This is a genomic window from Shimia sp. R9_3 (assembly GCF_017743755.1).
Lineage (GTDB): Bacteria > Pseudomonadota > Alphaproteobacteria > Rhodobacterales > Rhodobacteraceae > Shimia.
The window spans coordinates 678052-702623 of record NZ_JAGHRP010000001.1 but is presented as its reverse complement, the minus strand read 5'-3'; the positions used below and the strand labels follow the sequence as shown (position 1 = coordinate 702623).

Here is a 24572-nt window from a genome sequence, read left to right as displayed (position 1 = left end):
GCGCCTACCGTAGTTGCTGGGGCTTAGCCCTGGCCTTGCGCTTCCATAAGGGCACGCAGGAGTTTCTCTTCGGACATATCGTCTTCCGCCGGGGTATCGGCTTCGGCACCCATCAGAAGCGCCATGCGGTCTTCTTCTGGTTCGTCCACTTCGATCTGGCTCTGGTTGGATTCGATCAGGCGCTCACGCAGCTCGTCAGCGGTCTGGGTCTCTTCCGCGATCTCGCGCAGGGCCACGACTGGGTTTTTGTCGTTGTCACGATCCAGTGTGATTGCGGCGCCAGCCGAAATTTCACGGGCACGGTGCGACGCGAGCATCACCAGCTCAAAGCGGTTCTGAACTTTGTCTACGCAGTCTTCAACGGTCACGCGGGCCATCAGGCACTCCATTCGTTATGGATCGGGTCGGAAGTCGTGTATGTAAGCGGGATTGTACCCCTTGACAAGCAAGATTCACAGAGGCTCCGGCTCATTGCGCTCGGTTTCGGGCAATTGGGCAAACATTTCTGCCACCGTGAGGCCAATAAGCGGGTGCCGCCAGTGCGGGGCGACGTCCAGAAGCGGGGCCAGAACGAAGGCGCGGTCCTGCAGGCGCGGATGCGGGAGAATCAGTTCCTGGGGCGCTTTGGTGGCCTGTGTCTGCAGATCCAGCTGCCGCCAGCGGGTCTGCACATCGGCGTCCGGCAGCACCAGATCGTCCAGCGCAATAAGATCAATGTCCAGTGGACGTGTGCCCCAGCGTGTGAGACGCTCGCGCCCAAACTCTGCTTCGATGTCATGCAAACACACAAGAAGCTCGCGCGGGTTCAAATCCGTGTGAATGGCAACTGCCGCATTCACAAAATCAGGCCCAGCCCCCGCCGGAAAACAAGGGGTTTGATAGAATCGGCTGATTGCGCGAATATGGATGGAATTACCACTCAATACCTTGATACATTGAACTATTGTTTCTTTGGGAGTCCCGAATTTAGATGGCAAGTTGCCGCCGAGGGCTAAGAGGCCGTATCTGCTCACTTAAGTAGCTCCGAATTACGCGAGTTATGGGCGATATGTCGCGAGCGCTTGAAGGCCCGGAAAGATACCTATATTTTAAACAACGCTGTCGCGCCTATCCAAATAATTTCACTCACGGGACATGCCAAGCGCGACAGAGCCAGAAAGGACATTTTGATGTTTTACAAAGACGAACGGCTTGCGCTGTTCATAGACGGTTCGAATCTGTACGCGGCCGCCAAGTCGCTCGGTTTCGATATCGACTACAAGCTTCTGCGGCAGGAATTTATGCGCCGTGGTAAGCTGTTGCGTGCGTTTTACTACACCGCGCTATTAGAAAATGACGAGTATTCGCCAATTCGACCTCTGGTTGATTGGCTGCATTACAACGGCTTCACCATGGTGACCAAAGCTGCCAAGGAGTACACCGATGCTCAGGGCCGCCGTAAGGTCAAGGGGAACATGGATATCGAGCTGGCGGTGAATGCTATGGAGCTCGCGCCGCATGTGGACCACATTGTGCTGTTTTCGGGAGATGGGGATTTCCGGCCGCTAGTGGAAAGCTTGCAGCGTCAGGGCGTGCGCGTATCGGTTGTGTCAACGATCCGCAGCCAGCCGCCAATGATCAGCGATGAGCTGCGTCGTCAGGCCGATAATTTTATCGAGCTCGACGGGCTGCGCGAGGTTATCGGACGCCCACCGCGTGACCCGATGCCAGAGCCGGGCCGCGAAGCGGAGATGGTTGGCAACTGAGCCTGCCACACAAGAGATAGAATCGAACCGGGGTGCTGTGCGCCCCGGTTTTTCTTTGTCCGGTCACATGGACACAGTCATTCCGATTGCGCGTTCATGCTGTTGTGCATTTCAATCACCTGGTCGGGCCAGGTGCTTTTGATAAAGGCCAACACATCCAGAATGTCCTGATCGGCCATGCTGTCAGCGAATCCCGGCATATTGCTTTGATAGCCCTGCCCCACAACTGCCTCCGTGCCCAATTTGGTGATCCTAAAGAGCACCTCGTCTGGATGGTGCCAGGTGTGGCCGCTTGCGTCATGCGGCGGGGCTGGCATCAAACCGTCTACATCGCGCTCGCGCCAATTGGGTGCGCCTTGCAAAGCCGCGCCGTGGCAGACCGCGCAATTCTCGGCATAAAGTTCTGCGCCCTGCGCAACGCGCGCGGCCTCGTCATAAGGCAGCCGCAAGGCGGCGGCATCCGCGTCTGAAGCGCCAAAGGCAAATTGCCAGACAATCGCGGCGACAGCGACAGTGGCTGCAGCTGCGACGGTTGCTTGCTTGAAAGACATGACCTCTCCATTCGTCGTTTGCCCGCTGCTAGCAGCCTCCCACACTGGAAGGTCAAGCACTGGACGGCGCGCTGGGAAATCACTACCTGTGGGAAACGACCAATGTGGAGTTGAGCCGATGAGCAAGCCGCCTCTGACCATTCACCTTGCTGCCCCGCGCGGCTTTTGCGCCGGAGTGGACCGGGCCATTAAGATCGTAGAGATGGCTCTCACGAAATGGGGTGCGCCGGTCTATGTCCGCCATGAGATCGTGCACAACAAATATGTGGTCGACGGGCTGCGCGACAAAGGTGCGGTGTTTGTCGAAGAGTTGGACGAATGCCCGGATGACCGTCCGGTGATCTTTTCGGCCCATGGTGTGGCCAAGGTGGTCCCGGCGGAAGCTGAAAGGCGCAATATGATCTATGTGGACGCCACCTGCCCGTTGGTGAGCAAGGTCCACATTGAGGCGGAGCGCCATTCTGAAAGCGGGCTACAGATCATCATGATTGGCCACGCCGGGCATCCGGAGACCATTGGCACTATGGGGCAATTGCCAGATGGTGAGGTGCTTCTGGTGGAAACCGAGGCGGATGTGGCCGATGTGGATGTGCGCGATCCTGACAAGCTCGCGTTCGTGACGCAGACCACGCTTTCGGTGGATGACACCAAAGGCATTGTGGCCGCGCTCAACCAGCGCTTCCCCAATATTGTGGGCCCACATAAGGAAGACATCTGCTACGCCACCACCAACCGTCAGGAAGCGGTGAAGGAAGTGGCCCCCAAAGTGGATGCGATGCTGGTTGTAGGCGCGCCCAACTCCTCCAACTCCAAACGCCTGGTGGAAGTGGGTGCGAAAAACGGCTGTGATTACAGCCAGTTGGTGCAGCGCAGCACAGATATCGACTGGCGTGCGCTGGAAGGGATCTCTGCTCTTGGCATCACCGCCGGTGCCAGCGCACCGGAGGTGCTGGTGAATGAGGTGATCGACGCCTTTCGCGACCGTTTTGACGTGACGGTCGAGATCGTGGAAACCGCGGTGGAGCGGGTGAACTTCAAAGTGCCGCGCGTGCTGCGCGATGTGGAATCTGCCTCTTAACGTCCTTGCAGAAGCGGGGAGCACCTGTTGCACGGACACTGAACTGCCCCCTTGGGGAATGTGCCTATGCGCCGCGACATACAGCGCTGCGCGTACTATTTCTCGCAACCGATCCCGTCTTTATCAGCGTCCAGCCGATACGGATCAGGCCCGACAACCCGAATGGGGCCTTGGACATAAATCGGGCCATTTCCGCTGCCACCGGCACAATCCACGTCCGGACCATTTGGCGGCAGGCACGCGCCTTTGTAGCTGGGGTGGCAAGGTTGCGCGGCAGCGACGGTGGCGCCTATGAGCTGCGTAATGGTCAGCACCAGCAGCGCGCGTGTGTTTAGTCTATTGATCGTCATCACGCTTGGGTAGTTTATTGCCTATGGGCACGGAAGAGATCGCGTGCATATTGACGTGACGAAACAGTAAAAATGCAGAGAGGTGAAGATGTTAGGCATTCCAAAGGCGCCATTGGCACTGGGGCTGGCCGGATTGATCCCGTTTGTCTGGGGGGCGCTGTCCTACCTGAACCCGGATCTGGCGCTTTGGGGAACGCAGGCTCTGGGACCGCGGTTTGTCGGGCCTTACATCCAGCTCTACTACGGTGCGATCATTTTAAGCTTCATGTCCGGCGTGTTGTGGGGCTTTGCCACCAAAGCGGAAGGCGGACGGGCGGCGACAGGCTATGCGCTCTCGGTTGTTCCGGCACTCTGGGCGTTTTCTATGACCGGCGGCGGACCTGTGAGTGCAGGGACCAATCTGTTGTTTGGGTTCGCTGGGCTTCTGCTTCTGGACTATGCGTTTTTCAAATGGGGGCTGACACCGCCATGGTGGATGCGGTTGCGACTGATCCTGACAGCGGTTGTGGTCAGCTGTCTGGCGATCAGCGTAGTTTATTGAGCGCATGGCGCGCTGCGCTTGTGGCCGAGTGGAGGAGTTAGGATGATGTCATTGCAGTTTTTGATCACCGCTTTTGTGGTGGTGATCGCGCCCGGCACCGGGGTGATTTACACGTTGGCCATGGGGCTCGGCCAAGGGTCGCGTGCCGCGATCTGGGCAGCCCTTGGCTGCACAGCTGGTATTTTGCCGCATTTGCTGGCCGCCACATTGGGGTTGGCGGCAGTGCTGCACACTTCTGCGGTGCTCTTCAATGTCGTGAAATTCGCGGGGGTGGCTTACCTCCTGTATCTGGCCTGGCAGGCGCTGCGCAGCGATGGCGCCTTGCGCGTGCGTGCTGAGCGCGAGGTGCAAAAGGGCGCAGTGATTGCGCGACGCGGAGCATTGATCAATATCCTGAACCCGAAACTTTCAGTGTTTTTCCTCGCACTGCTGCCACCCTTTTTGAGCGGCATTCCTGCTAGCGCCACCGCAGAGATGGCCTTGCTCGGCGGGGTTTTCATGGCGATGACCTTCGGCGTTTTTGTGCTCTATGGATTGTTTGCGGCCAAGGCACGGGATGCACTCTTGGGCAGTGAGCGAGTGATGGCTTGGCTTAACCGCAGTTTTGCCACGCTGTTTGTGGCGCTGGCCGGACGTCTGGCACTGGAGCGGGCATGAGCGACAAGGAAACCATGCAGGTTTATGCGCAAGCCGCCGAGGACTATGCGGAGCGATTTGCAAAGGTCGCAGAGGGCGACATCGATCAGTTCAGCGATCTCAAGGCGCTGTTTGAACTGTTGCCCGACGACGGGCTGGTGCTGGATCTGGGATGTGGCCCCGGGCAGTGGGCGGCCAAGATCCGTGATGCGGGATATCGGGTTGAGGCCATGGATGCCTCACCAGAGATGGCGAAACTGGCCAAAGAGCGGTTTGATCTGGACGTGGCAGTGGGCGTGTTTGAAGATCTGACGGCAGAGGCCAAATATGATGGCATCTGGGCCAATTTCAGCCTGCTGCATGCGCCCCGTGCTGACTTCCCGATGCATCTGGCTCGGGTGTACCGGGCGCTCAAACCCGGCGGCGCATTTCATATCGGCATGAAGCTGGGTGAGGCTGAGGCGCGGGATCGCTTGGGGCGGTTTTACAGCTACTACGGCGAGGCAGAGCTGATTGGCCTGCTGGAAGCGGCGGGCTTTACGGTCATCCGAAAAAGGCGGGGCAATGGCCAAGGATTGGCTGGCGGCGACGACACATTTGTCATACTGACCGCCCATGGCTGATTTGATTGCATATACCGATGGCGCATGTTCTGGAAACCCGGGTCCAGGGGGCTGGGGCGTGCTGTTGCAGGCCAAGGATGGCGACACCGTGATCAAGTCACGTGATCTGTCTGGCGGGGCACCGGAGACCACCAACAACAAGATGGAGCTGATGGCCGCGATCATGGCGCTTGAAACGCTGGAACGCGCGAGCACCATCACGGTTGTGACGGACAGCACCTACGTGAAGAACGGTGTCACCGGCTGGATCTTTGGCTGGAAGAAGAACGGCTGGAAGACTTCCGCCAAGAAGCCGGTGAAAAATGTTGAGCTGTGGCAGCGGCTTGATGCGGCGCAGGCGCGCCACTCTGTGACCTGGGAATGGGTCAAAGGCCATGCCGGCCATCCGGAAAACGAACGCGCCGACGAGCTTGCTCGTGAAGGCATGGCCCCGTTTAAGGCCGGAAAGTAGCGCTCAACCCTATACCGCGACAGCCTGCTGTTCTTCGCCCTCAGTCCAGCGCGCCTGATAGTCCGTCTGATAGACCTTTGTGCCTTTATCAGCGCGCTTCTGAAGCGGTTTGCGAACAGCGTATGATAAGATGACCGGGCCATCAGGCAGTTTGCCAAGCAAACGGGGACGCACCCCGGTTTCGTTGGGGTTCGTTGTCCCTACGCTCCGGTGCGCAAACATGGGGAGCAACGGCTGCAATTCGCATTCGAGCACTTCATAGCCGAGCGTTTTTTCCCAGAACCCATACACCATTTCCGGCGTGATTTGATAAAATCCGTGGTTTATCCAGTTGTTGCACGGGCTGTGCCCGATCAAAACGCCACCGGGCTTCAGCATCCGGTCGATGTTGCGATAAGCGGTTGGCAGATCAAAGACATGCTCGCATGTGCCGCCATCATAGATCACATCAAAACGCCCACGCAGTTTTTTGGGGAGCTTACCGGCAAGATCCTGCACGATGCTGGCATTTTCAAAATCAGAGACATCCATACTGTCCACCTGATCAAAGCCCAAACGCTCAAAGAAGGTTTCGGAGTATTTGTTGTCCGGGCTGGCGAAATCTTCCTCAGACAGATCCGGAAAACGCGCCTTAATCGTGTCTTGAAACAGTCGGGCGGAACGCTTGCGACGGCTCCCAACCCAGCGCTGACGTCCCAGCATTAAAAAATCGCCGCCAAGTTCGTGATCGCCTACGACATTCATAAGTCGCACGGCGAGCGTGTCAGGGATTGCCATGATATTCTCCTAACTGCGTTTCTATCGTCTTAGGCCGCCTGATCGGTGCCATCACTTGAGAGTTCGATCTCCTCCTCATCGGGTATGTGCCCGCCGGAAAGCATGCGATCCAGATGCACAACAAAGGCGCGGCCTGGGCGTTTTCTACGCGCCATTTTGGCCATAGCCCGCGCGCCCTCAATCGCCTCTTCATGCCGTCTACGGACAACAGGATCGTCTAGCATCGCTTCTTTGATCGGCAGGGCTTTGGCGAAGCCTTCTGCCAGACTGTGATCTTCTACCTCGTTGCGATCAAATTTTTTCCAGTAGGCGAGCTTGAGGTTCCCGCCGACATGATTGGCGCGCCCTCGGCGCTGCTTGTTCAAAAACGCATCTTTGGAGCGCAAAGCATAGTGATTGAGCTGTGCAACTTCATAGCCATAGCCGTCACTCACATGGAGCGCGCCGGGCATATTCTCATCGGGAATGCGCGTGCCATCAGCGGTGATCCAGACAATATCTGAGGCGCCGCGTTCAAGAAACGGACGGTGCACCCCCATGCGGTTGAATTTCTCGTTGTTGCGAAACAGAGTCTTAAAAAAGCGGCTGCGGCGTTGTGGGTTAACTTCGGCCCCTTCGCACTTCACGAACTCTTCCGGCACAGGGCGGTCTGAGATGTGCTCAATTCCCGCGTTACCAAAGATGCGCCACACAAGAGAGATCGCATCTGCGCCTTTGTGATGATCGATCAGCGCTTTGAAAGTGCCGTCTCCGACCTTGATGTCGAGGTATTCGTCCACATCAACCACCAGCAGCCAATCCGCATCGCGCACCACAGGTTCTTGTTCCGCCCACATCAGCGCGCTTTTGTGCGGCCCGCGACGCATCACACGGTTGAACCGGTGATGGACATAGCCCAGCCTGTTGAGATTTCGCAGAATCTGGTCGGTGGGGTCACTGCAGTCATTGGTGAACACAACAATGTCAGTTGCACCAAGGGCCTTGTAATGCGCAACCCAATCAAGAATGTAAGGACCTTCGTCCTTCATGGTGGTCACAACCGTGACCTTTGGCGCAGCGGAATCGCTGCCAAAACCCAAAATCGCCATTTTTGCTCGCCTCAATAAAGCATGCGGCTTTGGTGCCGCTTATATGAATCGAGCATAATCGAGGTTTTGGCCAACGGTCTACAATTTTAAGAAATTCTTAATGTAGCGCAGGCGCTTGTGTCTTTCGGGGCACCGGTGTGCCGGGATTTAGCGGCGGTAATGGGTTGGCACGATGATGAGCGCGCCGATGGAAGACACGATCGCATTCATGCCCGGGCTGCCAAAACCGATGTGAAACATGCGGCTGATCATGAAAAACAAAAACGCCCCGCCAATGCAAATGATGATCGATGGGATGTAGCCATTATGCGTGAAGCGGATGCGCTCTGAGGCATAGCCGATGATTCCGGCGATGATGACGGTTCCGAAGAAGGCAAAGAACATGAGACCTCATGGGCGTGCTAGCGGTGTATTTACCGGCCTACGATTGGGCAAAACGCGCAGCGGGGCAAGAGATGGCCTTGGGGCCGGGAGCATCGGAAAGATGCGCGACGTTGGATTTCGCGGGGGCCAGCCCCCGCACCCCCGGGATATTTGACGAATGAGAAAACGCAGTGGCGGGCGTGTGGGCGATGTTGGGCAGTCCACCAATGCTGAAACACCGGGCGCCTAATTGAGCGACGCTCCTAGATCACATCACCCTTGCTGAGCTGGAAGCCTCGGAGAAACACTTCGGCATCCTGCGCGCCTTTGCCGGCGCGTTGCAGGCGCAGGAGTTGCACAGCGCCGTCGCCGCAGGCCACGGTGAGCGCATCATCTAATAAAGTGCCGGCGTCGCCCTGCCCCTCTGCGAGGCGGGAGGCGAGGAGTTTCACCCGTTGCCCTTCAATCTCCGTCCAAGCGCCGGGGAACGGGGAGAGGCCGCGGATTTTGCGGTCCACCTCAGCCGCCGGGGCGGACCAGTCGATGCGCGCTTCGGATTTGTCGATCTTTTCGGCGTAGGTGACGCCTTCCTCTGGCTGGGGCGTGGCTGTCAGCTCGGGCAATGCCGCAAGCGTGTCGACAATGGCGCCGGAGCCCAAGACCGCGAGGCGGTCATGCAGCTCTGCGGTGGTTTCCTCGGTGCCAATGGTGAGGTCGCGACGTAGCAGCACGGGGCCGGTGTCCAGCCCCGCGTCCATTTGCATGATGCACACACCCGTTTCCGCATCTCCCGCCATGATGGCGCGATGGATGGGGGCAGCGCCGCGCCAACGCGGCAAAAGGCTGGCGTGGATGTTCAGGCAACCCTGCGTCGGCGCGTCGAGCACGGCTTGGGGCAGCAGCAAGCCGTAGGCCACCACAACCCCCACATCCGCCTTCAGATCGCGGATGGTCTGTTGCACCTCATCGGTGCGCAGGCTTTTGGGATGGTGCACCTCAAGACCCAGTTCCAGTGCGCGGGCATGGACCGGGGTTGGGCGGTCTTTTTTGCCTCGACCCGCCGGGCGCGGCGGTTGGCAGAAAACGGCAGCGATCTCGTGACCTGCCTCCACCAGAGCATCAAGCACGGAAACTGAGAAATCGGGGGTTCCCATGAAAAGAATGCGCATGGTTTGGCTCCTGCGGGCGTGGAATGGAAGTTGGGCGTCAGCGGCGTTTCTGAGCTTTTTTGATCAACATCGCGCGTTTGGTTTTGCTAAGGTGATCAAAGTACATCTTGCCGTTGATGTGGTCGATCTGGTGCTGCACGGAGGTGGCCCAGAGGCCGACAAAGTCTTTCTCAACGGTCTGACCGGACTCATCCATATAGCGCACGGTCACCGCGCGGGGGCGGGAGATTTTGGCAGAAACACCCACAAGGTTCGGGCTCGCCTCTTCATGCTCGCGCGGCTGAACCGAGGCGTGCAGGATTTCCGGGTTGGCCATGCGGATCGGCTGATTGCCCTCTTCGGTGGCGTCGACCACGATCAGGCGCTTGAGTACACCAATCTGGTTGGCGCCCATGCCAACGCCGGGCATGGCGTACATGGTGTCAATCAGATCATCCCAGACCTGACGAACCTCATCGGTGATCTCTGCCACGGGTTCGGAAACGGTGCGCAAGCGTTTGTCTGGCCAAGGCAGGCAGGGGCGAACAGTCATGGGGCGGTATATCCTTGCAAAATCTCGGTGCGGGCGGGCTCGGATAGGTGATCAAGCGTCACGCGGCCGTCAAGATGATCCATTTCGTGTTGAATGCAGCGGGCTTCAAAGCCGTCAAAATTACGCTCATGCGTGCCGCCAAGCTCATCCATCCACCGCACTGTGATCGCCGCGGGGCGGACAACAGGCACCATCAGATCAGGGATCGAGAGGCAGCCTTCATCAAGCGTATCCTCATCCTCACTCTGCGCGATGATCTCCGGATTGAGAAAAGTCATTGGCGTGTCTGCGCCCTCTTTCCAGGTGCAATCCATCACAAAGACACGTTTCATCACGCCCACCTGTGGCCCGGCCAAGCCGCGACCGGGAGCAGCATACATGGTGTCAAACATATCTGCGATCAGGGGGCGCAGGTCTTCGTCGGTGACCGGATCTGTTACCGGGGCGCAGGGCTGCGCCAGCCGCGCGTCGGGATAGAAGACCAGCGGCAGAATGCTCATCCGCGTGCCAGCTCGCGCTTCAGCTTTTGAGACTTGCGGGTCATCATCTGGCGCTTCATCGGGCCAAGATAATCGATGAAGAGCTTGCCGTTGAGGTGGTCGATTTCATGCTGCACGCAGGTCGCCCAAAGGCCATCGAAATCTTTCTCCTGCGGATTGCCATCCATATCGATCCAGCCCACACGCACTTCAGCGGGGCGGGTGACTTCGGCAAACTGCTCCGGGATAGACAGGCAGCCCTCCTCATAGACGCTCAGATCCTCAGAGCTGGACAGCACCTCAGGATTGAACATCACCACCGGTTCCGGCTCGCCCTCTTTGATGCAATCCATCACGATCAGGCGCTCAAGCACGCCAACCTGCGGCGCGGCCAGGCCGATGCCCGGCGCGTCATACATGGTTTCCAGCATGTCTTCGGCCAATGTGCGCAGATCGTCGCTCAGATCGGCAACGGGCGCGCAGAGTTTTTTAAGGCGCGGATCGGGGTGGATGAGAATGGGCTTAATCATGGCCCTCATCTAGGACAGACGCGCCCTGCGCGCAACGGGTTAGGCTCCGTGCAATAGCGCCCAAAGGCTGGAGAAAGCGGCTTTTCTGACACAGACCGCCCGCGAGCCCCTCAATAGATGCGCAATTACAATTCACTAGAGCGGCATCAGACAAAATATCCTCAATTCCAAAGAGCGCAGATGTGGGTTTTTTGCAAGATGGGTTGCGCCGCGCCCGCTTTTCGCTAGCGTGCCTTGCGATGTTAAGCAAAGGACGCACCACATGAGTTTTGACGAAATCATCGACCGTTTTGGCACCCACTCTGTGAAATGGGACATGATGGAGCAGATCTATGGCGTGCCGGCCGATGACGGGATCGCCATGTGGGTTGCGGATATGGATTTCCGCCCGCCGCAATGTGTGGCGGATGCAATTGCCAAAATGCAAGCGCAGGGCATCTATGGCTATTACGGCGATGAGACCGCGTATAACGAAGCGATCTGTTGGTGGATGAAGACCCGGCACGGCTGGGAGGTGGATCCGGCATCTGTCTTCACCACCCATGGGCTGGTGAATGGCACCGGCATGTGTGTGGACAGCTTTACCAAGCCGGGCGATGGCGTTGTGCTGACCACGCCTGTGTATCACGCCTTTGCGCGGGTCATCACTGCGGCAGGCCGCGAGGTGGTGGAATGCCCGCTGGCGCTGAACGAGGGGCGCTATGAGATGGATTTTGCAGCCTGGGATGCGCAGATGCAGGGACATGAAACCATGTTCATTCTGTGTTCGCCGCACAATCCCGGTGGCCGTGTCTGGACCCGCGAAGAGCTGCAAGGCGTGGCCGATTTCTGCAAACGCCACGATCTCATTCTGGTGTCTGATGAAATCCACCACGATCTGGTCTACCCGGGGCACACCCATATCCCGATGACCAACGTGGATGAGAGCATTCTGCACCGGTTGGTGATGATGACCGCCACCACCAAGACGTTCAACATCGCGGGCAGCCATTCCGGCAATGTGATCATTCCGGACCCGGCGCTGCGCGCCAAGTTTGCCACCCGCATGGCCGCGCTTGGACTGTCGCCCAACAGCTTTGGCCTGTTCATGGCGGAAGCGGCCTATTCGCCGGATGGTGCCGCCTGGGTGGATGATCTGATCACCTATCTGGATGGCAACCGGAAGATTCTGGATGCGGCAATTGCGGATATTCCGGGCGTGGCCTCCATGCCGCTTGAGGCGACATATCTCAGCTGGGTGGATTTCACCGACACCGGCATGTCGCGGGCCGAGTTCACCAAACGGGTGGAGCAAGATGCCCGCATCGCGGTGAACCACGGGCCAACCTTTGGCAAAGGCGGCGAGAACTTCCTGCGATTCAATATCGCCACGCCGCGGGCGCGCGTGGAAGAGGCCGCAAGCCGTCTGCGCGCGGCATTCGCTGATATGCAGTAAAACAAAAGCGCCCTGCTCGCTACTCAAACGGGCCGGGCGCTAACTGCAGTGCGGATCAGCTCTGCTGTTCCAGCAGAGCGACCGGCGAGGGCTCTTCCTGATAAAAATCGACCGGCGCACGTTCCATTGCCGGGGTGGAGCGCTTGAACTCATAGCGCATTTCGCCGTGTTCTTCATCTGCGGCAATCACCAGACATTGAAACAGGTGTTTGCTGCCGTCATAGAGATCAACCAGCCCACGCAGATGTGGTGCGGTTTCGGCATCCAGCGTGAAACCGGTTTCCCAATGACGCAGCACACGAATGCTTTGACCATCAGCTTCTATACGAAGGCGATGGCGCTGTTTCAGGGCTTTCTTGCGGGCGGCATCCAGGCCAGCCTGCACTTCAGCGGAAACGAATGTACTCATCGAGAATCTCCAAAATCGGCCTCCATCGTCGCGACCCATTAGAGCTGGGTCAAGCGAAGATTTTGTAAACATACGCCACCGTTCGGAAAGGCAACGCCTTGTAAAAGCGCGATATCCCAAGCGGTCTTACCCGGTTCTTCTGTGCAAAAATGCGCAGCCAGCGCGCGGGTATGCCGGTGTTATGACGCCGCTGTGGCCACTAGATTACTGAGCAACATCGATGACGACACCACCTCGGAAGGGAGCACGCCATGGGGCTTTTGGTTGATGGGAAATGGACCGATCAATGGTATGACACCAAGTCCACGGGCGGCAAATTTGTGCGTTCGCAATCGCAGTTTCGCAACTGGATCACCGCGGATGGCAGCTCCGGGCCCAGCGGCACGGATGGCTTCAAGGCCGAGAGCGGTCGCTATCACCTTTATGTGTCCTATGCCTGCCCTTGGGCGCATCGCACGCTGATTTTTCGCAAGCTGAAAGGGCTTGAGGATCACATCAGCATTTCGGCGGTGCATCCCGACATGCTGAGCGAAGGCTGGACCTTTGAGAAAGACGATGCCGGCGCGACAGGCGACACGCTTTATGGCCTGCCGTTTGCCCACAGTCTCTATTCCAAGGCGGATGCGAGCTACTCAGGCCGCGTGACCGTGCCAATTCTTTGGGACAAACAGCGGGAAACCATTGTGAGCAATGAAAGCTCCGAGATCATCCGCATGTTCAACAGCGCCTTTGACGGGCTGACCGGCAATACACTGGATTTCTGGCCTGAGGCCGAGCGTGACGCGATCGAAGCGGTCAACGTGCGGATCTATGACACGGTCAACAATGGCGTTTACAAAAGCGGCTTTGCCACCTCACAAGCGGCCTATGACGCCGCTGTGCATCCGTTGTTTGACACGCTGGACTGGCTGGAAGAGCGCTTGTCGCAAAACCGCTATCTGATGGGCGATCACATCACCGAAGCGGATTGGCGGCTCTTCACCACGCTTGTGCGTTTTGATCCGGTCTACCACCTGCATTTCAAATGCAACCGCAAACGCCTGATCGATTACCCGAACCTCTGGGGCTACACACGCGAGCTCTATCAAGTGGAAGGTGTGGCTGAGACCGTGAACATGGATCACATCGTGGGTCACTATCACCGCAGCCATGAAAGCATCAATCCGCACCGTATTGTGCCGATCAATCCGGTACTGGATTTTGACGCACCGCACGGGCGCGGCTGAGCACCGCTTGCCAAACGCCGCCTTCGTGGTGTAGCCGCGCTCTGAACGAAGAGGAGCGCGGCGCGATGCAGGCGGGAAGAGAATTGGTTTCAGTCATGCTGCCGCGCGATCATGGCGGCGGCATTGATGCAGCGGTGGCCAGATGGGGTGGCACGCGCGACAATTGGCTGGATCTCTCCACCGGGATCAACCCTGTGCCCTATCCTTTGCCAGAGTTTACCGCAGCGGATTGGAATGATCTGCCAGATCAGGCGGCGCAGGATGCGCTGATCCGCGCGGCGCGGGATTTCTGGCAGGTGCCGGAGGGTGCTGCGATCCTTGCGGCTCCCGGGGCCTCGGCTCTGATCGCACGTATTCCCGCTCTCATGCCAGCGGGCATCGTGGACATCCCTGCCCCAACCTACAATGAACATGCCGCCGCCTTTGCCGCGCAGGGCTGGGCCTTTGGCAACAGCGCACCTGATGCGCGGGTGCTAGTACATCCCAACAACCCCACCGGCAAACGCTGGCAGGCAGAAGATGTGGATGCGCCGTTGGTGGTGATCGACGAAAGCTTTTGTGACGTCTGCCCGGATGACAGCCTCGTGCATCTGGCCGATCAGCCGGGGCGGATCGTGCTCAAAAGTTTTGGCAAGTTCTGGGGGCTGGCTGGGATGCGGCTCGGCTTTGCGATTGCCACACCTGACACCATCGCCAAGCTAAACGCCCTGAGCGGCCCCTGGGCAGTCTCCGGCCCGGCGTTGCGCACCGGTGCAGCGGCGTTGCAGGATCACAGCTGGGCCGCGGATACACGCGCGCGGTTGAGCAAAGACAGTGACCGTCTGGATGCGCTGATGGCAGCCAAAGGCGCGCGGGTTGTGGGCGGCACCACGCTGTTCCGTCTCTATGACGTGCCGGATGCAGCCAAATGGCAGGAACAACTCGCTGAACACCACATCTGGACACGGGTTTTCCCATATTCGGAGACATTCCTGCGCCTTGGCCTGCCTGCGCCGGATCGCTTGGGACAGCTTGAGAATGCATTGACAACAATGGAGGCAGGCGCATGAGCACGGCATGTGTTTTGGTTGGTGCGATGCTTCTGGATGCCGCGCTTGGGGAGCCACGCTGGCTTTGGCAACGCCTGCCCCATCCGGCGGTTCTGATGGGCCGAGTGATTGGCCTCGCCGATGCACGCTTCAACACCGGTGAGGCTGGCCGCGTCAAAGGCGCGCTTGTGGTGGTTGGTCTGGTCATCGGCGCCATGGTGCTTGGCAAGGTGATTGGGCTGTTTGGCTGGCTGCCGGAGCTGCTGATCGCGGCGATCCTGCTGGCGCAGCGCTCACTGGTGGATCATGTGCGCGCCGTGGGCGACGGGCTGCGGCTGTCGCTCGGGGATGGGCGGCGCATGGTGGCGCGGATTGTCAGCCGCGACACCGCCCATATGGATCAAAGTGCGGTGGCGCGCTCCGCCATCGAATCCGGTGCGGAAAACCTGAGCGACGGGGTGATTGCCCCGGCCTTCTGGTTCCTTATTGGCGGGCTGCCCGGCCTGCTGGTCTATAAGGTGGTGAACACCGCAGACAGCATGATCGGCTACCGCTCTGAGAAATATCTGCACTTTGGCTGGGCCGCTGCGCGGCTTGACGACGTGCTGAACTGGGTGCCTGCCCGCATCACCGCAGCCCTGATTGCCGCCAGCCATGCAGGGCTGTCCCAGTGGCAGGCCATCAAAGCGGATGCGCGCCTGCACCGCTCGCCCAATGCGGGCTGGCCTGAGGCCGCCATGGCCCGCGCGCTCGGCATCTCTCTGGCGGGGCCGCGTGCTTATGACGGCAAGATGCAGAGCTTTCCCTTTGTGAACCCTGAGGGCCGCAAAGAACTCGGGCCCGATGATGTGGACGCCGCCTGTGGCGCGCTGTGGCGCAGTTGGGGCATCACGCTCGCGGCAGCCTTGATACTGGCCCTGCTCTGAGCGCTTGCCCAGCCAGACGCCTCTGGCTATGTCTGAACGCAAATTTTGCTTCAGGGACTTTCAGATGCGTCTTTTGCCTGCGCTTGCCGCCGCGTTTCTTTCCATCACCACCGCCAGCACCGCAATCGCGCAATGCGGCGGGTCGTTTAACAGCTTCGTCAGCGGTCTGAAGCAGGAAGCCCGCGCGAAAGGCTATGACAAAAGCACGGTGAACGCGTTTTTTGCCAATGTGCGCCAAGACCCGGCCACCATCAAAGCGGACCGCAGCCAAGGCGTGTTTCAACGTCCGTTTCTGGATTTCAGCCAGCGCCTGATTAGCCAGAACCGCATCAATGTTGGCCGCAAAAAGGCGCAGCAATATGCCAGCACCTTTGATCGTATCGAGCGCCAATATGGCATGTCACGCGGCGTACTGCTCGCGTTCTGGGCATTTGAAACCGACTACGGCGCGTTTCAGGGGGATTTCAACACGTTGAACTCTCTGGTGACCCTGTCCCATGATTGCCGTCGCCCGGAGCTGTTCCGCCCACAGGTGTTTGCGGCGCTGGAGCTGTACAAACGCGGCAACTTCATCCCGACCAAAACCACAGGCGCCTGGGCCGGTGAGATTGGCATGGTGCAGATGCTGCCAGCAGACATCATCGAGAACGGCGTGGATGGTGATGGCGACGGCAAAGTGAGCCTCAAGACATCGCCGCAGGATGCGCTGATGTCTGGCGGTAAGATGCTCTCCCATCTCGGCTGGCGCGCGGGCGAGCCTTGGCTGCAGGAAGTCACAGTGCCCGCCAATCTGGATTGGTCCAAGTCCGGGCTGGACACCACATTGCCTGCAAAACAATGGGCCAAGATGGGGGTGAAACCCCGCGAAGGACAGCTGGCCAACCTGCCTGCGTCACTGTTGCTGCCACAAGGGCGCAAGGGACCGGCCTTCCTCGCCTATCCCAACTTCAATGTGTATTTTGAATGGAACCAAAGCTTTGTCTATGTGACCACTGCGGCCTATTTTGCCACCCGTCTGGAAGGGGCGGCGCGCTATGACGCGGGCAATGCCGATCCCGGTCTGAGCGGCGCGCAAATGAAGCAATTGCAGACCAAACTCAAGGCGCGCGGCCATGATGTTGGCAAGGTGGATGGCATTCTCGGCAAGCTGACCCGCCGTGCGGTGCAGGCGGAACAACAGCGGTTGGGCCTGCCTGCGGATGCCTGGCCCACGCAGCAATTGCTGAACGCGCTCTAAAAGCTGGATCAGGAGTGCGCGACAACCTCGCGCACTGGAAAGCGCATGCCGTCTTTGGTCTGCAGCACGAGGCGGCCGCCGTTTTCAACAATGCGGTCACAGCGCTCCACGCCGGTGACAAAAGTCACGCAAAACGTGCTGTCCGCGGCGGCCTTCCAATGGCCGTACCAGGTCCCGCCACCGCCATAGGTGTATTGATACTGGCCATTGCTTTCAAAGACCGACCGCCCATTGTCAAAGAAAACCAAGGTCTGTCCTGACAGGCGCTCGGTCAGGCCTGCGCTGTCAAAAGCTGTGTCGCCGGGCTGGGTTTTCCAGTCCTGTGCGGCCACTGGCGCGGCCAACAGCATCAAAACCCCGATCATCATCCGCATCACGCATCCTCCATGCCGCAACCTTAAACCGAGCGGGCGGAGTTGCTGCGTCACAAAGCGGTGAGCCTCTTCATTCTGCCAAAAATACTTCGGGGTGAATTGGCCGTCAGGCCAAGAGGGGACTGGCCCCTGAGCGTTACGCCACCAGCGTCTCTGCCGCCTTAAGATCAACCGACACAAGCTGGCTCACGCCCTGCTCCACCATGGTCACGCCAAAAAGGCGATCCATCCGCGCCATGGTGACAGCGTGGTGGGTGATGATCAAAAACCGCGTGTTGGTGCGGCGGCACATCTCGTCCAAGAGGTCGCAGAACCGCGTAACATTGGCGTCATCCAGCGGTGCGTCGACCTCATCCAGCACACAGATCGGGGCCGGATTGGCCAGGAACACCGCAAAGATCAGTGCCATGGCGGTGAGGGTCTGTTCCCCGCCGGACAGCAGGGACAGGGTGGAGAGCTTCTTACCCGGCGGCTGGCACATGATTTCAAGGCCTGCCTCCAGCGGATCCTCGCTTTCCACCAGAACCAGATTGGCCTCGCCCCCGCCAAACAGATGGCGGAACAGCAGAGAGAAGTTGCTGTTGACCTGCTCAAAGGCTGTAAGCAAACGCTCGCGCCCCTCTTTGTTAAGGCTGGCAATGCCGCTGCGCAGGGTGCTGATCGCGGCTTCGAGATCGGATTTCTCGCTGGTCAGCGCGTCATATTCTTCCTGCACCTCTTTGGCGTCTTCTTCGGCGCGCAGGTTGACCGCGCCAAGGCTGTCGCGCTGTCGCTTGAGGCGGTTCACATCGGCTTCAATGTCACCTGCGTCCGGCATTTTGTCTGGCTCCACTGCAAGGCGTTCCAGAAGGTCCGCAGGTGTGACTTCCTGCTCTTCCATGATCCGTTCCGCTGCGTAGACCACGGTCTCGCGCGCCGCATCTGCGCGCGCTTCAGATCGCGCGCGGGCCTCACGGGCCTCACTGGCCGCGCGTTCCGCGTCCCGCTCCGCATGCTCCGCCTCACGCAGCGCACCTTCCGCCTCTGCCAAGGCATCCGCGGCGGTGCGGCGGCGCTCTTCGGCGGCCTCGATGGCATCGGTCAGCTCTTCACGCTTGGCTGCGATCTCTTCAGGAGCGGCACCTGCATCAATCAACTCCTCTTCGGAACTGTCTTTGCGCTCCCCGAGTTCGTTCATGCGTTTTTCAGCGGTCTCAAGGCGGTGGCGCCAGCCGCTGATCTCTTTGATCACCTCTTGAGAGCGCTTCAGTCGCGCCTCGCCCTCACGGCGCAGCTCATCATGGGCAGAGCGGCGTGACATCATCATGATGCGGGCGGCTTCGACCGTCATTTTGATGTCTTCAACGCCCTGACGCGCGGCATCCAGATCGCCGAGATCCGCCAAGGCGCGTTCCGCCTCATTTAGTTGCGCACGCGCGGCCATGGCCTCTTCTTCGTGGCGCGTCACCGCAAGGCCAAGGCTTTCCAGCTTGCCTTCAGCCAGATTGCGATCCGCCTCCGCCCGGCTCAAGGCGCGGTTGGCATCCGCCACGGCCCGGTCAGCAGCACGGCGGGCTTCGCGGGCGGCCTGATCAATGTCAGACAATTCCCGCAAGCGGTTTTGCAGCGTTTCATGGGCATCCACGGCCCCATCGGTACACGCGGTGGCGCTGGCCATGGCTTGTTTGAGTTCCTCAAGGCGGTTGAGTTGCTGCAGGCGAAGCGCGGCCGCGCTCGGCGCATCTTCGGCCCAGGCGCGGTACCCATCCCACCGCCACAGGTCGCCTTCGATAGAGACAAGGCGTTGACCCGGCTTCAACAGCGGCTGCAGCTGCAAGGCATCTTCGGTGGCGACCAGACCGATCTGGCTCATACGGCGCTCAAGCACCTCAGGCACGGAAACGTGCTGGGTCAGCGAGGTGACCCCATCGGGCAGCGGCTGCACATCACCGTATTGCGGCAGCACGTACCACCCGGATGGCCCCTCTTCTTCCACCTCCGGCGCGCGCAGGTCATCCGCCAAGGCTGCGCCCAGCGCTTTCTCAAAGCCCTGCTGCACCTGAAGCCGATCCAGAATCTGACCACCTTCAGCGGTGTCGCGCTCTACGAGCTTGGCCAAAGCCGTGGTTTCCGCCCTGAGCGCGTTGAGTTCGCCTTCAGCCTCAGAGCGCTCGGCGCGGGCTTCGGCCTCACGGGATTGGGTTTCCGCGCGCTCTTCTTCGACGGCTGCGAGCCGTTCCTCGGCGTCTTGCGCCGCCTCAATCGCCTCTTCTTCGGCCTCGCGTGCGGTCTCCAGCTCTTCAGCCGCACGGCTGAGGGCGTCTTTGGACTCCGCAACCGCAGCGCGGGCGCGGGCGGCTTCCGCTTCGCTTTTTTCCTGCGTCTTCTGACTGTCGTGCAGCAGACGCTGCGCGGATTGGTGGCGCGCGGCCAAACGGGCCACATCTTCGGTCAGCTGGGAAAGCTCGGCTTCGCGGTCTTGCAACACGCTGGCAGCTTCACGGGATTCATCAGAGGCCGCTTCGAGCTTCTCCGCGTGGCCTTCGCTGGCCTTACCCAGCTCGCGCTGCTCCCATTCCAGCCGCTCAATGGTGTCAACGGCATCGCGGTTCAGACCGGCCTCGCGCTCCATATCACGGCTGAGTTGCAGAATGCGATTCTTGAGCGTTTCAATGATTTGAAGCGCGTGGGCTTCCTGATCGTTCAGGCTGTCGCGCTGCACCTGCAGGCGCTGCAGGATCGCAGAGGCGATGGCTTCTTCTTCGCGCTTGCCCGGCACAAGATCATCGCGTGCCACCCGTTCTTTGGCCGCAGCGCGGGCCGCGATTTCCGCCTGACTGGCCAAGGTGGTGCGTTCACGCAGTTCGTCGTCCGCCTTCGCACGGGCCTCATCAGCTTCGCGCCAGCGGCGATAGAGCAACAGCCCTTCGGCCTGACGCAGCTCATCCCCGATCGCACGGTAACGCGCCGCCTGTCGGGCCTGACGCGCCAGCTGGCTCAATTGGTTGGCCAATTGCTCGATCACGTCATCGACACGCGCGAGATTGGTTTCAGCCCCTTTGAGCTTCAACTCGGCCTCATGGCGGCGCTGATAGAGGCCGGAAATGCCTGCCGCTTCTTCCAGAATGCGGCGGCGGGCCTTGGGCTTGGAGTTGATCAGCTCGGCAATCTGCCCCTGCCGCACCAAGGCCGGAGAATGCGCGCCGGTTGAGGCATCGGCAAAAAGCATCTGCACATCGCGGGCGCGCACATCTTTGGTGTTCACCTTATAGGCGCTGCCCACGTCACGGGTGATGCGGCGCACAATGTCGAGCGCGTCATCATCGTTAAAGCCTGCCGGAGCCAGCCGTTCGGAGTTGTCGATCTGCAGCGACACTTCGGCAAAGTTGCGAGCGGGGCGCGTGGCCGCACCGGCAAAAATCACATCCTCCATGCCGCCACCGCGCATGGCCTTTGGACGGTTTTCTCCCATGACCCAGCGCAGGGCCTCCAGCAGATTGGACTTGCCACAGCCGTTTGGTCCCACAACGCCGGTCAGACCATCAGCGATGATCAGATCGGTGGGATCCACGAAGCTTTTGAAGCCTGTTAGTCTGAGTTTGGAGAAGCGCAAATTATCTGCGGCCCTATGATTCCCGTGATTTTGAGAAGTCTGCAAAGGCTTGTGGCGGGGAGTCAACGGCAAACCACATGATGTGGCAAAGGCGGCGGATTTATCCACGAGATATTGCTACTTAGGTGAAGATAGCCCTGCGCAGGCGCATAAAAAGCTCGACAAAGCTGATCGCGCAAAGCGCCATGATTCTATGCAATCGCAAGGACCGGACAGCGAAAGGGTGGTACAAAACCTCCCTATGGGCACGTCTCTTCTGGACTTGGCTGAGAACTGCTGCCAGACAACCGCAAGGTCAGATGACAGCTTGCAATGACAGGGGGCAAACATGGCACAAGACACATCGCAGATTGCAGTCGTGCCTGGTGATCCACGCGATCCGCAGGCGACCGCGCTGCTGCAGGCCAGCCATGCGCTGATGCAGAGCCTGTTTGCGGCTGAGGACAATCACTTTCTATCGATTGATGAGCTGTGTGTTCCGGAAATCAGCTTCTTTGTGGCCAAAGAAGGCGACACCACATTGGGCTGCGTCGCGCTTGCGAACAAAGGCGCCTATGGCGAGATCAAATCCATGTTTGTTGACCCAGAGGCCCGCGGCAAAGGCATTGCCCATAAGCTCATGGCGCAGCTTGATACGGCCGCACGGGATCAAGGCCTTGCAGAGCTGAAACTTGAAACCGGAGACAAGCTGAGCGAGGCGCACAGCCTCTATCATACGCATGGATTTGAAGATTGCGGGCCATTTGGGGACTATGAAGCCAACAGTTCTTCAATCTTTATGACAAAGACCCTCACCTAAGCAGTGATCCAACGGGGCTTGCCCTCTGTGGAATGGCGTGGTCAAATTACCTGACCAGTTTGATGTGCTCATTTTGGGCCAGAAGGAAAGTCATGCCGTTTCAAAAGGTTCAGCCAGAAAAACTCTCCACCTCCGTTGTGCGACAGATCGAGTTGCTGATCCTGCGGGGGATTTTGCGCCCCGGAGAGCGGCTTCCGGCCGAACGGGAACTGAGCGATCGGCTGGGTGTTTCGCGCCCGAGCCTGCGTGAAGCGATTGCGATGCTGCAGGACAAAGGGCTGCTGACGTCCAAAGCCGGGGCGGGCATTTTTGTCGCCGATGTTCTGGGCAGCGCGTTTTCGCAAGCTTTGGTGCAATTGTTTTCGGCCCATGATGAGGCGGTGTTTGACTACATCGCTTTCCGCCGTGACATGGAGGGGTTGGCCGCAGAACGCGCCGCGATGCTGGCATCTGATACGGATCTGCAGGTCATTCAGGCGGTGTTTGACAAGATGGAAGCCGCCCACCCCAAGCGCAATCCCACGGATGAAGCGCAGCTGGATGCGGATTTTCACCTGGCGATCATTGAGGCGAGTCACAATGTGATCATGCTGCATATGATGCGTTCGATGTATCAGTTGCTGCGTGAAGGTGTGTTTTATAACCGCATGATCATGTTCAAGCAGCGCACAACCCGGGGCGAGTTGCTGGAGCAGCACCGGGCCATCAACAAAGCGCTGCAGGCGCGTGATGCCAAAGGCGCACGCAACGCGGTGATTGCGCATCTGGATTACGTGGAAAACGCCTTGTCCAACCACAAAAAATCCACACAAAACGAAGAGATTGCCAAACAACGCTATGAGCATGAGCTCAGCCGATAGGCCTCATTGCGGCGAGGTTTGGCTGAGGTTACGGTCTCTCGTTTTGGCGGGAATTTGTTTTAGCGGGTGTCGCTGTTTTCGTTGGGGTCAAAGCCCCGCGCCATTAGGCCAAGGCCCATACATGCGCTTAGTGTCAGCAGTGTAATCATCGCTTCATTCCTCCACGCCCCACTGCACGGTGCGGATGGAAGAGGGCAACAATGTGGCCAAAGCAGGCAAAATCGCCTAGTGCTCAGATAGTTGGCCAAGCGTGATGTAGATTTACCGCACGCTCGGCCCGCTCAAAGGCGCTTACTTACCTTCGCTGCCGACATTCTCTGCGAAGGCTTTTTCAAAGTCCTTCTGCTTTTCCGGGCTGGCGTCTGTTTGGTAGTTGGCTTTCCACTCTGCCATGGTCATGCCGTAGAACAGCTCACGCGCCTCTTCCTTACCCATTTCGATGCCGCGCTCATTGGCGGCCTCCTGATACCAGCGCGACAGGCAGTTGCGGCAGAATCCGGCAAGGTTCATCATGTCGATGTTCTGCACATCGGTGCGCTTTTCCATCAGATGCGCGCGCAACGTGCGGAATGCTGCGGCTTCCAGTTCGATTTGAGTTTGCTCGTCCATGTCACTCTCCTCAGAGCAGGGTGTTTTTCAAGGCCTAACAAGCGCAGAGACGCGCAGCAAGCCGGTCAGAGGAGCCGTAGGGCAATCCACGGCACCAATGCGAAGACAAAAATCAGCAGCTTATAGGCGCCAAGCCACTGGAAGTAGAGCGGCGCCAGGCTGTCTTGAGGCACGCCGGTGAGCCGCGCATGAATGGCCGTCACCCGCCCCCGCATCCCATAGATGCCAATGGATGCGACCAACAGGAGCGCGACGTGAAGCACAGTCATCCAGCCGAAGAAGCTTGTGAGCATTGCATGGGACATTGTGAGCCTCCTTTGTGGCAGCAGCGTTTCCTTACCCAAAATATGGGGATGGCAACGGTCTGGAACAAGGGAGGCGATACTTAGCGCAAGAGGTTAAAGGCCGCTTTCCTCAAGGGTTTCCTGCAGGATCACAGCGAGCCGCTCCGCCCATTGGTTTTGCTGCTCAGCTGTTTCAATCTCATCGTTGCGCAACTCTATCAGCGCGTTCAGGCGGCCAGATTGCAGCGCGTGCTGGTCGATGCTGTCACCGGGCAAATCGCCGTCATAGGGCTCGTTGTCGCCAACGGTCAGATCGCGCTCTTTGGAAAGGTGCGACAGAAGGGCGTGGCCAAAGCGGTTTTCGGGTTTGGCATGCAACACGGCGATTTCCCATGGGCGCGGTGCGCGGCCTTTATATTGGGGCGTAAAGCTGTGCATGGCGATGATCACAGGGGCCGTCCGTGCAGCGGCAAGTCCCTCCAGCGCTTCGTGGTAGGGCTTGTAGTGCGCCTCAACCCGGCGGGCGATCTCGGCGTCATTCACATGACGGTTGCCCTCAATGACGGAGCCATCACACAGCCGCATCACAAGTGTTGGATCATCCATGCCCCGGTTGGGATCAATACAGAGGCGCGAGAAATTGGTACAGATCACCGGCGCATCAAGCAGCTCCCCCAATCGCAGAGACGTGCCGCGAGCTCCCACATCATAGGCGATGTGGCGCGCCATATCTTCGGCTGGCAAACCAAGGTCGCCGCCCGCGATGTCGCTGGGCACATGGTTGGAGGCGTGGTCACAGGTGATGAGCCAACGCGCGGGGCGATCCGCGCCATAGATAGAAAAAGGAGTGTATGTCATGGGCCTGTCATTGCTATTTGCA

Annotated in this window: 30 protein-coding genes; 13 read left to right on the top strand and 17 right to left on the bottom strand. The window is 59.1% G+C overall.

Features of this window, described 5'->3' with window-relative positions; genetic code table 11:
- Positions 1–23 precede the first annotated feature (23 nt).
- On the bottom strand, positions 24–377 hold the full coding sequence (gene rpoZ / locus J7412_RS03235) for a DNA-directed RNA polymerase subunit omega (protein WP_209059254.1): 354 nt from the start codon (positions 375–377) through the stop codon (positions 24–26).
- 75 nt (positions 378–452) lie between these two features.
- Positions 453–1013 (bottom strand): 2-amino-4-hydroxy-6-hydroxymethyldihydropteridine diphosphokinase, encoded by a 561-nt coding sequence (gene folK, locus J7412_RS03230; protein WP_209077047.1) that lies wholly within the window; start codon positions 1011–1013, stop codon positions 453–455.
- A gap of 156 nt (positions 1014–1169) precedes the next feature.
- Between folK and J7412_RS03225 the strand changes: the two genes are divergently transcribed.
- Positions 1170–1745: an NYN domain-containing protein gene (locus J7412_RS03225; protein WP_209059248.1), complete on the top strand. Its 576-nt coding sequence runs from the start codon at positions 1170–1172 to the stop codon at positions 1743–1745.
- A gap of 77 nt (positions 1746–1822) precedes the next feature.
- Here the strand turns inward: J7412_RS03225 and J7412_RS03220 are convergent, their stop codons facing one another.
- Positions 1823–2296, bottom strand: coding sequence for a cytochrome c (locus J7412_RS03220; RefSeq protein WP_209077045.1), 474 nt, complete (start codon positions 2294–2296; stop codon positions 1823–1825).
- A gap of 118 nt (positions 2297–2414) precedes the next feature.
- Here J7412_RS03220 and ispH point away from each other — a divergent pair, with 118 nt between their 5' ends.
- A complete protein-coding gene (gene ispH, locus J7412_RS03215; RefSeq protein WP_209077043.1) occupies positions 2415–3374 on the top strand; it encodes a 4-hydroxy-3-methylbut-2-enyl diphosphate reductase in 960 nt (319 codons plus the stop codon).
- 95 nt (positions 3375–3469) lie between these two features.
- On the opposite strand, the gene J7412_RS03210 is transcribed toward ispH, so the two are convergent.
- The gene (locus J7412_RS03210; RefSeq protein WP_247743728.1) at positions 3470–3724 is read right to left on the bottom strand and encodes a hypothetical protein; all 255 of its coding nucleotides are present in this window, start codon (positions 3722–3724) and stop codon (positions 3470–3472) included.
- Positions 3725–3812: 88 nt separating this feature from the next.
- On the opposite strand from J7412_RS03210, the gene J7412_RS03205 reads away from it, so the two are divergent.
- From J7412_RS03205 to rnhA, 4 genes are read left to right on the top strand one after another with little or no spacing between them, the layout of a single operon-like run.
- A complete protein-coding gene (locus tag J7412_RS03205; protein WP_209077041.1) occupies positions 3813–4265 on the top strand; it encodes a DUF3429 domain-containing protein in 453 nt (150 codons plus the stop codon).
- Between the two features lie 42 nt (positions 4266–4307).
- Positions 4308–4922, top strand: coding sequence for a LysE family translocator (locus J7412_RS03200; protein WP_209077039.1), 615 nt, complete (start codon positions 4308–4310; stop codon positions 4920–4922).
- Positions 4919–5524 carry a class I SAM-dependent methyltransferase gene (locus J7412_RS03195; protein WP_209077037.1) on the top strand — a complete coding sequence of 202 codons (606 nt, stop codon included), beginning with the start codon at positions 4919–4921 and terminating at the stop codon, positions 5522–5524. Before J7412_RS03200 ends, J7412_RS03195 begins: the two co-directional genes overlap by 4 nt.
- Positions 5517–5975 carry a ribonuclease HI gene (rnhA, locus tag J7412_RS03190; RefSeq protein WP_209077035.1) on the top strand — a complete coding sequence of 153 codons (459 nt, stop codon included), beginning with the start codon at positions 5517–5519 and terminating at the stop codon, positions 5973–5975. The genes J7412_RS03195 and rnhA overlap by 8 nt, the downstream gene beginning before the upstream one ends.
- A 9-nt stretch (positions 5976–5984) precedes the next feature.
- Here the strand turns inward: rnhA and J7412_RS03185 are convergent, their stop codons facing one another.
- The 7 genes from J7412_RS03185 to def (J7412_RS03155) form a co-directional block, all read right to left on the bottom strand.
- The gene (locus J7412_RS03185; protein WP_209077033.1) at positions 5985–6752 is read right to left on the bottom strand and encodes a class I SAM-dependent methyltransferase; all 768 of its coding nucleotides are present in this window, start codon (positions 6750–6752) and stop codon (positions 5985–5987) included.
- Between the two features lie 29 nt (positions 6753–6781).
- Complete coding sequence (locus tag J7412_RS03180; RefSeq protein ID WP_209077031.1) at positions 6782–7840, bottom strand: glycosyltransferase family 2 protein; 1059 nt, start codon at positions 7838–7840, stop codon at positions 6782–6784.
- A 147-nt stretch (positions 7841–7987) separates the two neighbouring features.
- Positions 7988–8224, bottom strand: a complete 237-nt coding sequence (locus J7412_RS03175; RefSeq protein ID WP_209059180.1) for a hypothetical protein — start codon at positions 8222–8224, stop codon at positions 7988–7990.
- A 242-nt stretch (positions 8225–8466) separates the two neighbouring features.
- On the bottom strand, positions 8467–9372 hold the full coding sequence (gene fmt / locus J7412_RS03170; protein ID WP_209077029.1) for a methionyl-tRNA formyltransferase: 906 nt from the start codon (positions 9370–9372) through the stop codon (positions 8467–8469).
- Positions 9373–9409: 37 nt separating this feature from the next.
- A complete protein-coding gene (gene def / locus J7412_RS03165) occupies positions 9410–9904 on the bottom strand; it encodes a peptide deformylase (RefSeq protein ID WP_209077027.1) in 495 nt (164 codons plus the stop codon).
- A complete protein-coding gene (gene def / locus J7412_RS03160; RefSeq protein ID WP_209077024.1) occupies positions 9901–10404 on the bottom strand; it encodes a peptide deformylase in 504 nt (167 codons plus the stop codon). Before def (J7412_RS03160) ends, def (J7412_RS03165) begins: the two co-directional genes overlap by 4 nt.
- Positions 10401–10913 carry a peptide deformylase gene (gene def, locus J7412_RS03155; RefSeq protein ID WP_209077022.1) on the bottom strand — a complete coding sequence of 171 codons (513 nt, stop codon included), beginning with the start codon at positions 10911–10913 and terminating at the stop codon, positions 10401–10403. The genes def (J7412_RS03160) and def (J7412_RS03155) overlap by 4 nt, the downstream gene beginning before the upstream one ends.
- Before the next feature lie 262 nt (positions 10914–11175).
- Between def (J7412_RS03155) and J7412_RS03150 the strand changes: the two genes are divergently transcribed.
- Positions 11176–12348 (top strand): MalY/PatB family protein, encoded by a 1173-nt coding sequence (locus tag J7412_RS03150; protein ID WP_209077019.1) that lies wholly within the window; start codon positions 11176–11178, stop codon positions 12346–12348.
- A gap of 55 nt (positions 12349–12403) precedes the next feature.
- Here the strand turns inward: J7412_RS03150 and J7412_RS03145 are convergent, their stop codons facing one another.
- Entirely contained in the window at positions 12404–12757 is a 354-nt protein-coding gene (locus tag J7412_RS03145) for a hypothetical protein (RefSeq protein WP_209077016.1), read from the bottom strand.
- A 251-nt stretch (positions 12758–13008) separates the two neighbouring features.
- Between J7412_RS03145 and J7412_RS03140 the strand changes: the two genes are divergently transcribed.
- From J7412_RS03140 to J7412_RS03125, 4 genes are all read left to right on the top strand, one after another.
- Positions 13009–13983, top strand: a complete 975-nt coding sequence (locus tag J7412_RS03140; RefSeq protein ID WP_209077012.1) for a glutathione S-transferase family protein — start codon at positions 13009–13011, stop codon at positions 13981–13983.
- 65 nt (positions 13984–14048) lie between these two features.
- Positions 14049–15032 (top strand): threonine-phosphate decarboxylase, encoded by a 984-nt coding sequence (locus J7412_RS03135; RefSeq protein WP_209077009.1) that lies wholly within the window; start codon positions 14049–14051, stop codon positions 15030–15032.
- Positions 15029–15937 carry an adenosylcobinamide-phosphate synthase CbiB gene (cbiB, locus tag J7412_RS03130; RefSeq protein WP_209077006.1) on the top strand — a complete coding sequence of 303 codons (909 nt, stop codon included), beginning with the start codon at positions 15029–15031 and terminating at the stop codon, positions 15935–15937. The genes J7412_RS03135 and cbiB overlap by 4 nt, the downstream gene beginning before the upstream one ends.
- A 64-nt stretch (positions 15938–16001) precedes the next feature.
- Complete coding sequence (locus tag J7412_RS03125) at positions 16002–17174, top strand: lytic murein transglycosylase (protein WP_209077003.1); 1173 nt, start codon at positions 16002–16004, stop codon at positions 17172–17174.
- A gap of 8 nt (positions 17175–17182) precedes the next feature.
- Here the strand turns inward: J7412_RS03125 and J7412_RS03120 are convergent, their stop codons facing one another.
- Positions 17183–17548: a hypothetical protein gene (locus tag J7412_RS03120; RefSeq protein ID WP_209077000.1), complete on the bottom strand. Its 366-nt coding sequence runs from the start codon at positions 17546–17548 to the stop codon at positions 17183–17185.
- A 136-nt stretch (positions 17549–17684) separates the two neighbouring features.
- Complete coding sequence (gene smc / locus J7412_RS03115; RefSeq protein ID WP_209076997.1) at positions 17685–21140, bottom strand: chromosome segregation protein SMC; 3456 nt, start codon at positions 21138–21140, stop codon at positions 17685–17687.
- 328 nt (positions 21141–21468) lie between these two features.
- On the opposite strand from smc, the gene J7412_RS03110 reads away from it, so the two are divergent.
- Positions 21469–21939, top strand: a complete 471-nt coding sequence (locus tag J7412_RS03110; RefSeq protein ID WP_209076994.1) for a GNAT family N-acetyltransferase — start codon at positions 21469–21471, stop codon at positions 21937–21939.
- A 92-nt stretch (positions 21940–22031) separates the two neighbouring features.
- The gene (locus tag J7412_RS03105) at positions 22032–22799 is read left to right on the top strand and encodes an FCD domain-containing protein (protein ID WP_209059142.1); all 768 of its coding nucleotides are present in this window, start codon (positions 22032–22034) and stop codon (positions 22797–22799) included.
- Between the two features lie 291 nt (positions 22800–23090).
- Here J7412_RS03105 and J7412_RS03100 read toward each other — a convergent pair whose 3' ends face one another.
- The 3 genes from J7412_RS03100 to J7412_RS03090 all read right to left on the bottom strand — a co-directional run bounded on the left by J7412_RS03100 (position 23091) and on the right by J7412_RS03090 (position 24550).
- Positions 23091–23408, bottom strand: a complete 318-nt coding sequence (locus J7412_RS03100) for a DUF1244 domain-containing protein (protein WP_209076991.1) — start codon at positions 23406–23408, stop codon at positions 23091–23093.
- Between the two features lie 65 nt (positions 23409–23473).
- On the bottom strand, positions 23474–23713 hold the full coding sequence (locus tag J7412_RS03095; RefSeq protein ID WP_209076988.1) for a DUF6868 family protein: 240 nt from the start codon (positions 23711–23713) through the stop codon (positions 23474–23476).
- A 93-nt stretch (positions 23714–23806) separates the two neighbouring features.
- Positions 23807–24550: an N-formylglutamate amidohydrolase gene (locus tag J7412_RS03090; RefSeq protein WP_209076985.1), complete on the bottom strand. Its 744-nt coding sequence runs from the start codon at positions 24548–24550 to the stop codon at positions 23807–23809.
- Between the last annotated feature and the right edge of the window lie 22 nt (positions 24551–24572).

What these genes read in the sequence shown, in the direction of transcription:
- rpoZ (WP_209059254.1), bottom strand. Translation starts at nt 377, where the DNA reads ATGGCCCGCGTGACCGTTGAAGACTGCGTAGACAAAGTTCAGAACCGC.
- J7412_RS03225 (WP_209059248.1), top strand. Translation starts at nt 1,170, where the DNA reads ATGTTTTACAAAGACGAACGGCTTGCGCTGTTCATAGACGGTTCGAAT.
- J7412_RS03220 (WP_209077045.1), bottom strand. Translation starts at nt 2,296, where the DNA reads ATGTCTTTCAAGCAAGCAACCGTCGCAGCTGCAGCCACTGTCGCTGTC.
- ispH (WP_209077043.1), top strand. Translation starts at nt 2,415, where the DNA reads ATGAGCAAGCCGCCTCTGACCATTCACCTTGCTGCCCCGCGCGGCTTT.
- J7412_RS03210 (WP_247743728.1), bottom strand. Translation starts at nt 3,724, where the DNA reads ATGACGATCAATAGACTAAACACACGCGCGCTGCTGGTGCTGACCATT.
- J7412_RS03205 (WP_209077041.1), top strand. Translation starts at nt 3,813, where the DNA reads ATGTTAGGCATTCCAAAGGCGCCATTGGCACTGGGGCTGGCCGGATTG.
- J7412_RS03200 (WP_209077039.1), top strand. Translation starts at nt 4,308, where the DNA reads ATGATGTCATTGCAGTTTTTGATCACCGCTTTTGTGGTGGTGATCGCG.
- J7412_RS03195 (WP_209077037.1), top strand. Translation starts at nt 4,919, where the DNA reads ATGAGCGACAAGGAAACCATGCAGGTTTATGCGCAAGCCGCCGAGGAC.
- rnhA (WP_209077035.1), top strand. Translation starts at nt 5,517, where the DNA reads ATGGCTGATTTGATTGCATATACCGATGGCGCATGTTCTGGAAACCCG.
- J7412_RS03185 (WP_209077033.1), bottom strand. Translation starts at nt 6,752, where the DNA reads ATGGCAATCCCTGACACGCTCGCCGTGCGACTTATGAATGTCGTAGGC.
- J7412_RS03180 (WP_209077031.1), bottom strand. Translation starts at nt 7,840, where the DNA reads ATGGCGATTTTGGGTTTTGGCAGCGATTCCGCTGCGCCAAAGGTCACG.
- J7412_RS03175 (WP_209059180.1), bottom strand. Translation starts at nt 8,224, where the DNA reads ATGTTCTTTGCCTTCTTCGGAACCGTCATCATCGCCGGAATCATCGGC.
- fmt (WP_209077029.1), bottom strand. Translation starts at nt 9,372, where the DNA reads ATGCGCATTCTTTTCATGGGAACCCCCGATTTCTCAGTTTCCGTGCTT.
- def (WP_209077027.1), bottom strand. Translation starts at nt 9,904, where the DNA reads ATGACTGTTCGCCCCTGCCTGCCTTGGCCAGACAAACGCTTGCGCACC.
- def (WP_209077024.1), bottom strand. Translation starts at nt 10,404, where the DNA reads ATGAGCATTCTGCCGCTGGTCTTCTATCCCGACGCGCGGCTGGCGCAG.
- def (WP_209077022.1), bottom strand. Translation starts at nt 10,913, where the DNA reads ATGATTAAGCCCATTCTCATCCACCCCGATCCGCGCCTTAAAAAACTC.
- J7412_RS03150 (WP_209077019.1), top strand. Translation starts at nt 11,176, where the DNA reads ATGAGTTTTGACGAAATCATCGACCGTTTTGGCACCCACTCTGTGAAA.
- J7412_RS03145 (WP_209077016.1), bottom strand. Translation starts at nt 12,757, where the DNA reads ATGAGTACATTCGTTTCCGCTGAAGTGCAGGCTGGCCTGGATGCCGCC.
- J7412_RS03140 (WP_209077012.1), top strand. Translation starts at nt 13,009, where the DNA reads ATGGGGCTTTTGGTTGATGGGAAATGGACCGATCAATGGTATGACACC.
- J7412_RS03135 (WP_209077009.1), top strand. Translation starts at nt 14,049, where the DNA reads ATGCAGGCGGGAAGAGAATTGGTTTCAGTCATGCTGCCGCGCGATCAT.
- cbiB (WP_209077006.1), top strand. Translation starts at nt 15,029, where the DNA reads ATGAGCACGGCATGTGTTTTGGTTGGTGCGATGCTTCTGGATGCCGCG.
- J7412_RS03125 (WP_209077003.1), top strand. Translation starts at nt 16,002, where the DNA reads ATGCGTCTTTTGCCTGCGCTTGCCGCCGCGTTTCTTTCCATCACCACC.
- J7412_RS03120 (WP_209077000.1), bottom strand. Translation starts at nt 17,548, where the DNA reads ATGCGGATGATGATCGGGGTTTTGATGCTGTTGGCCGCGCCAGTGGCC.
- J7412_RS03110 (WP_209076994.1), top strand. Translation starts at nt 21,469, where the DNA reads ATGGCACAAGACACATCGCAGATTGCAGTCGTGCCTGGTGATCCACGC.
- J7412_RS03105 (WP_209059142.1), top strand. Translation starts at nt 22,032, where the DNA reads ATGCCGTTTCAAAAGGTTCAGCCAGAAAAACTCTCCACCTCCGTTGTG.
- J7412_RS03100 (WP_209076991.1), bottom strand. Translation starts at nt 23,408, where the DNA reads ATGGACGAGCAAACTCAAATCGAACTGGAAGCCGCAGCATTCCGCACG.
- J7412_RS03095 (WP_209076988.1), bottom strand. Translation starts at nt 23,713, where the DNA reads ATGTCCCATGCAATGCTCACAAGCTTCTTCGGCTGGATGACTGTGCTT.
- J7412_RS03090 (WP_209076985.1), bottom strand. Translation starts at nt 24,550, where the DNA reads ATGACATACACTCCTTTTTCTATCTATGGCGCGGATCGCCCCGCGCGT.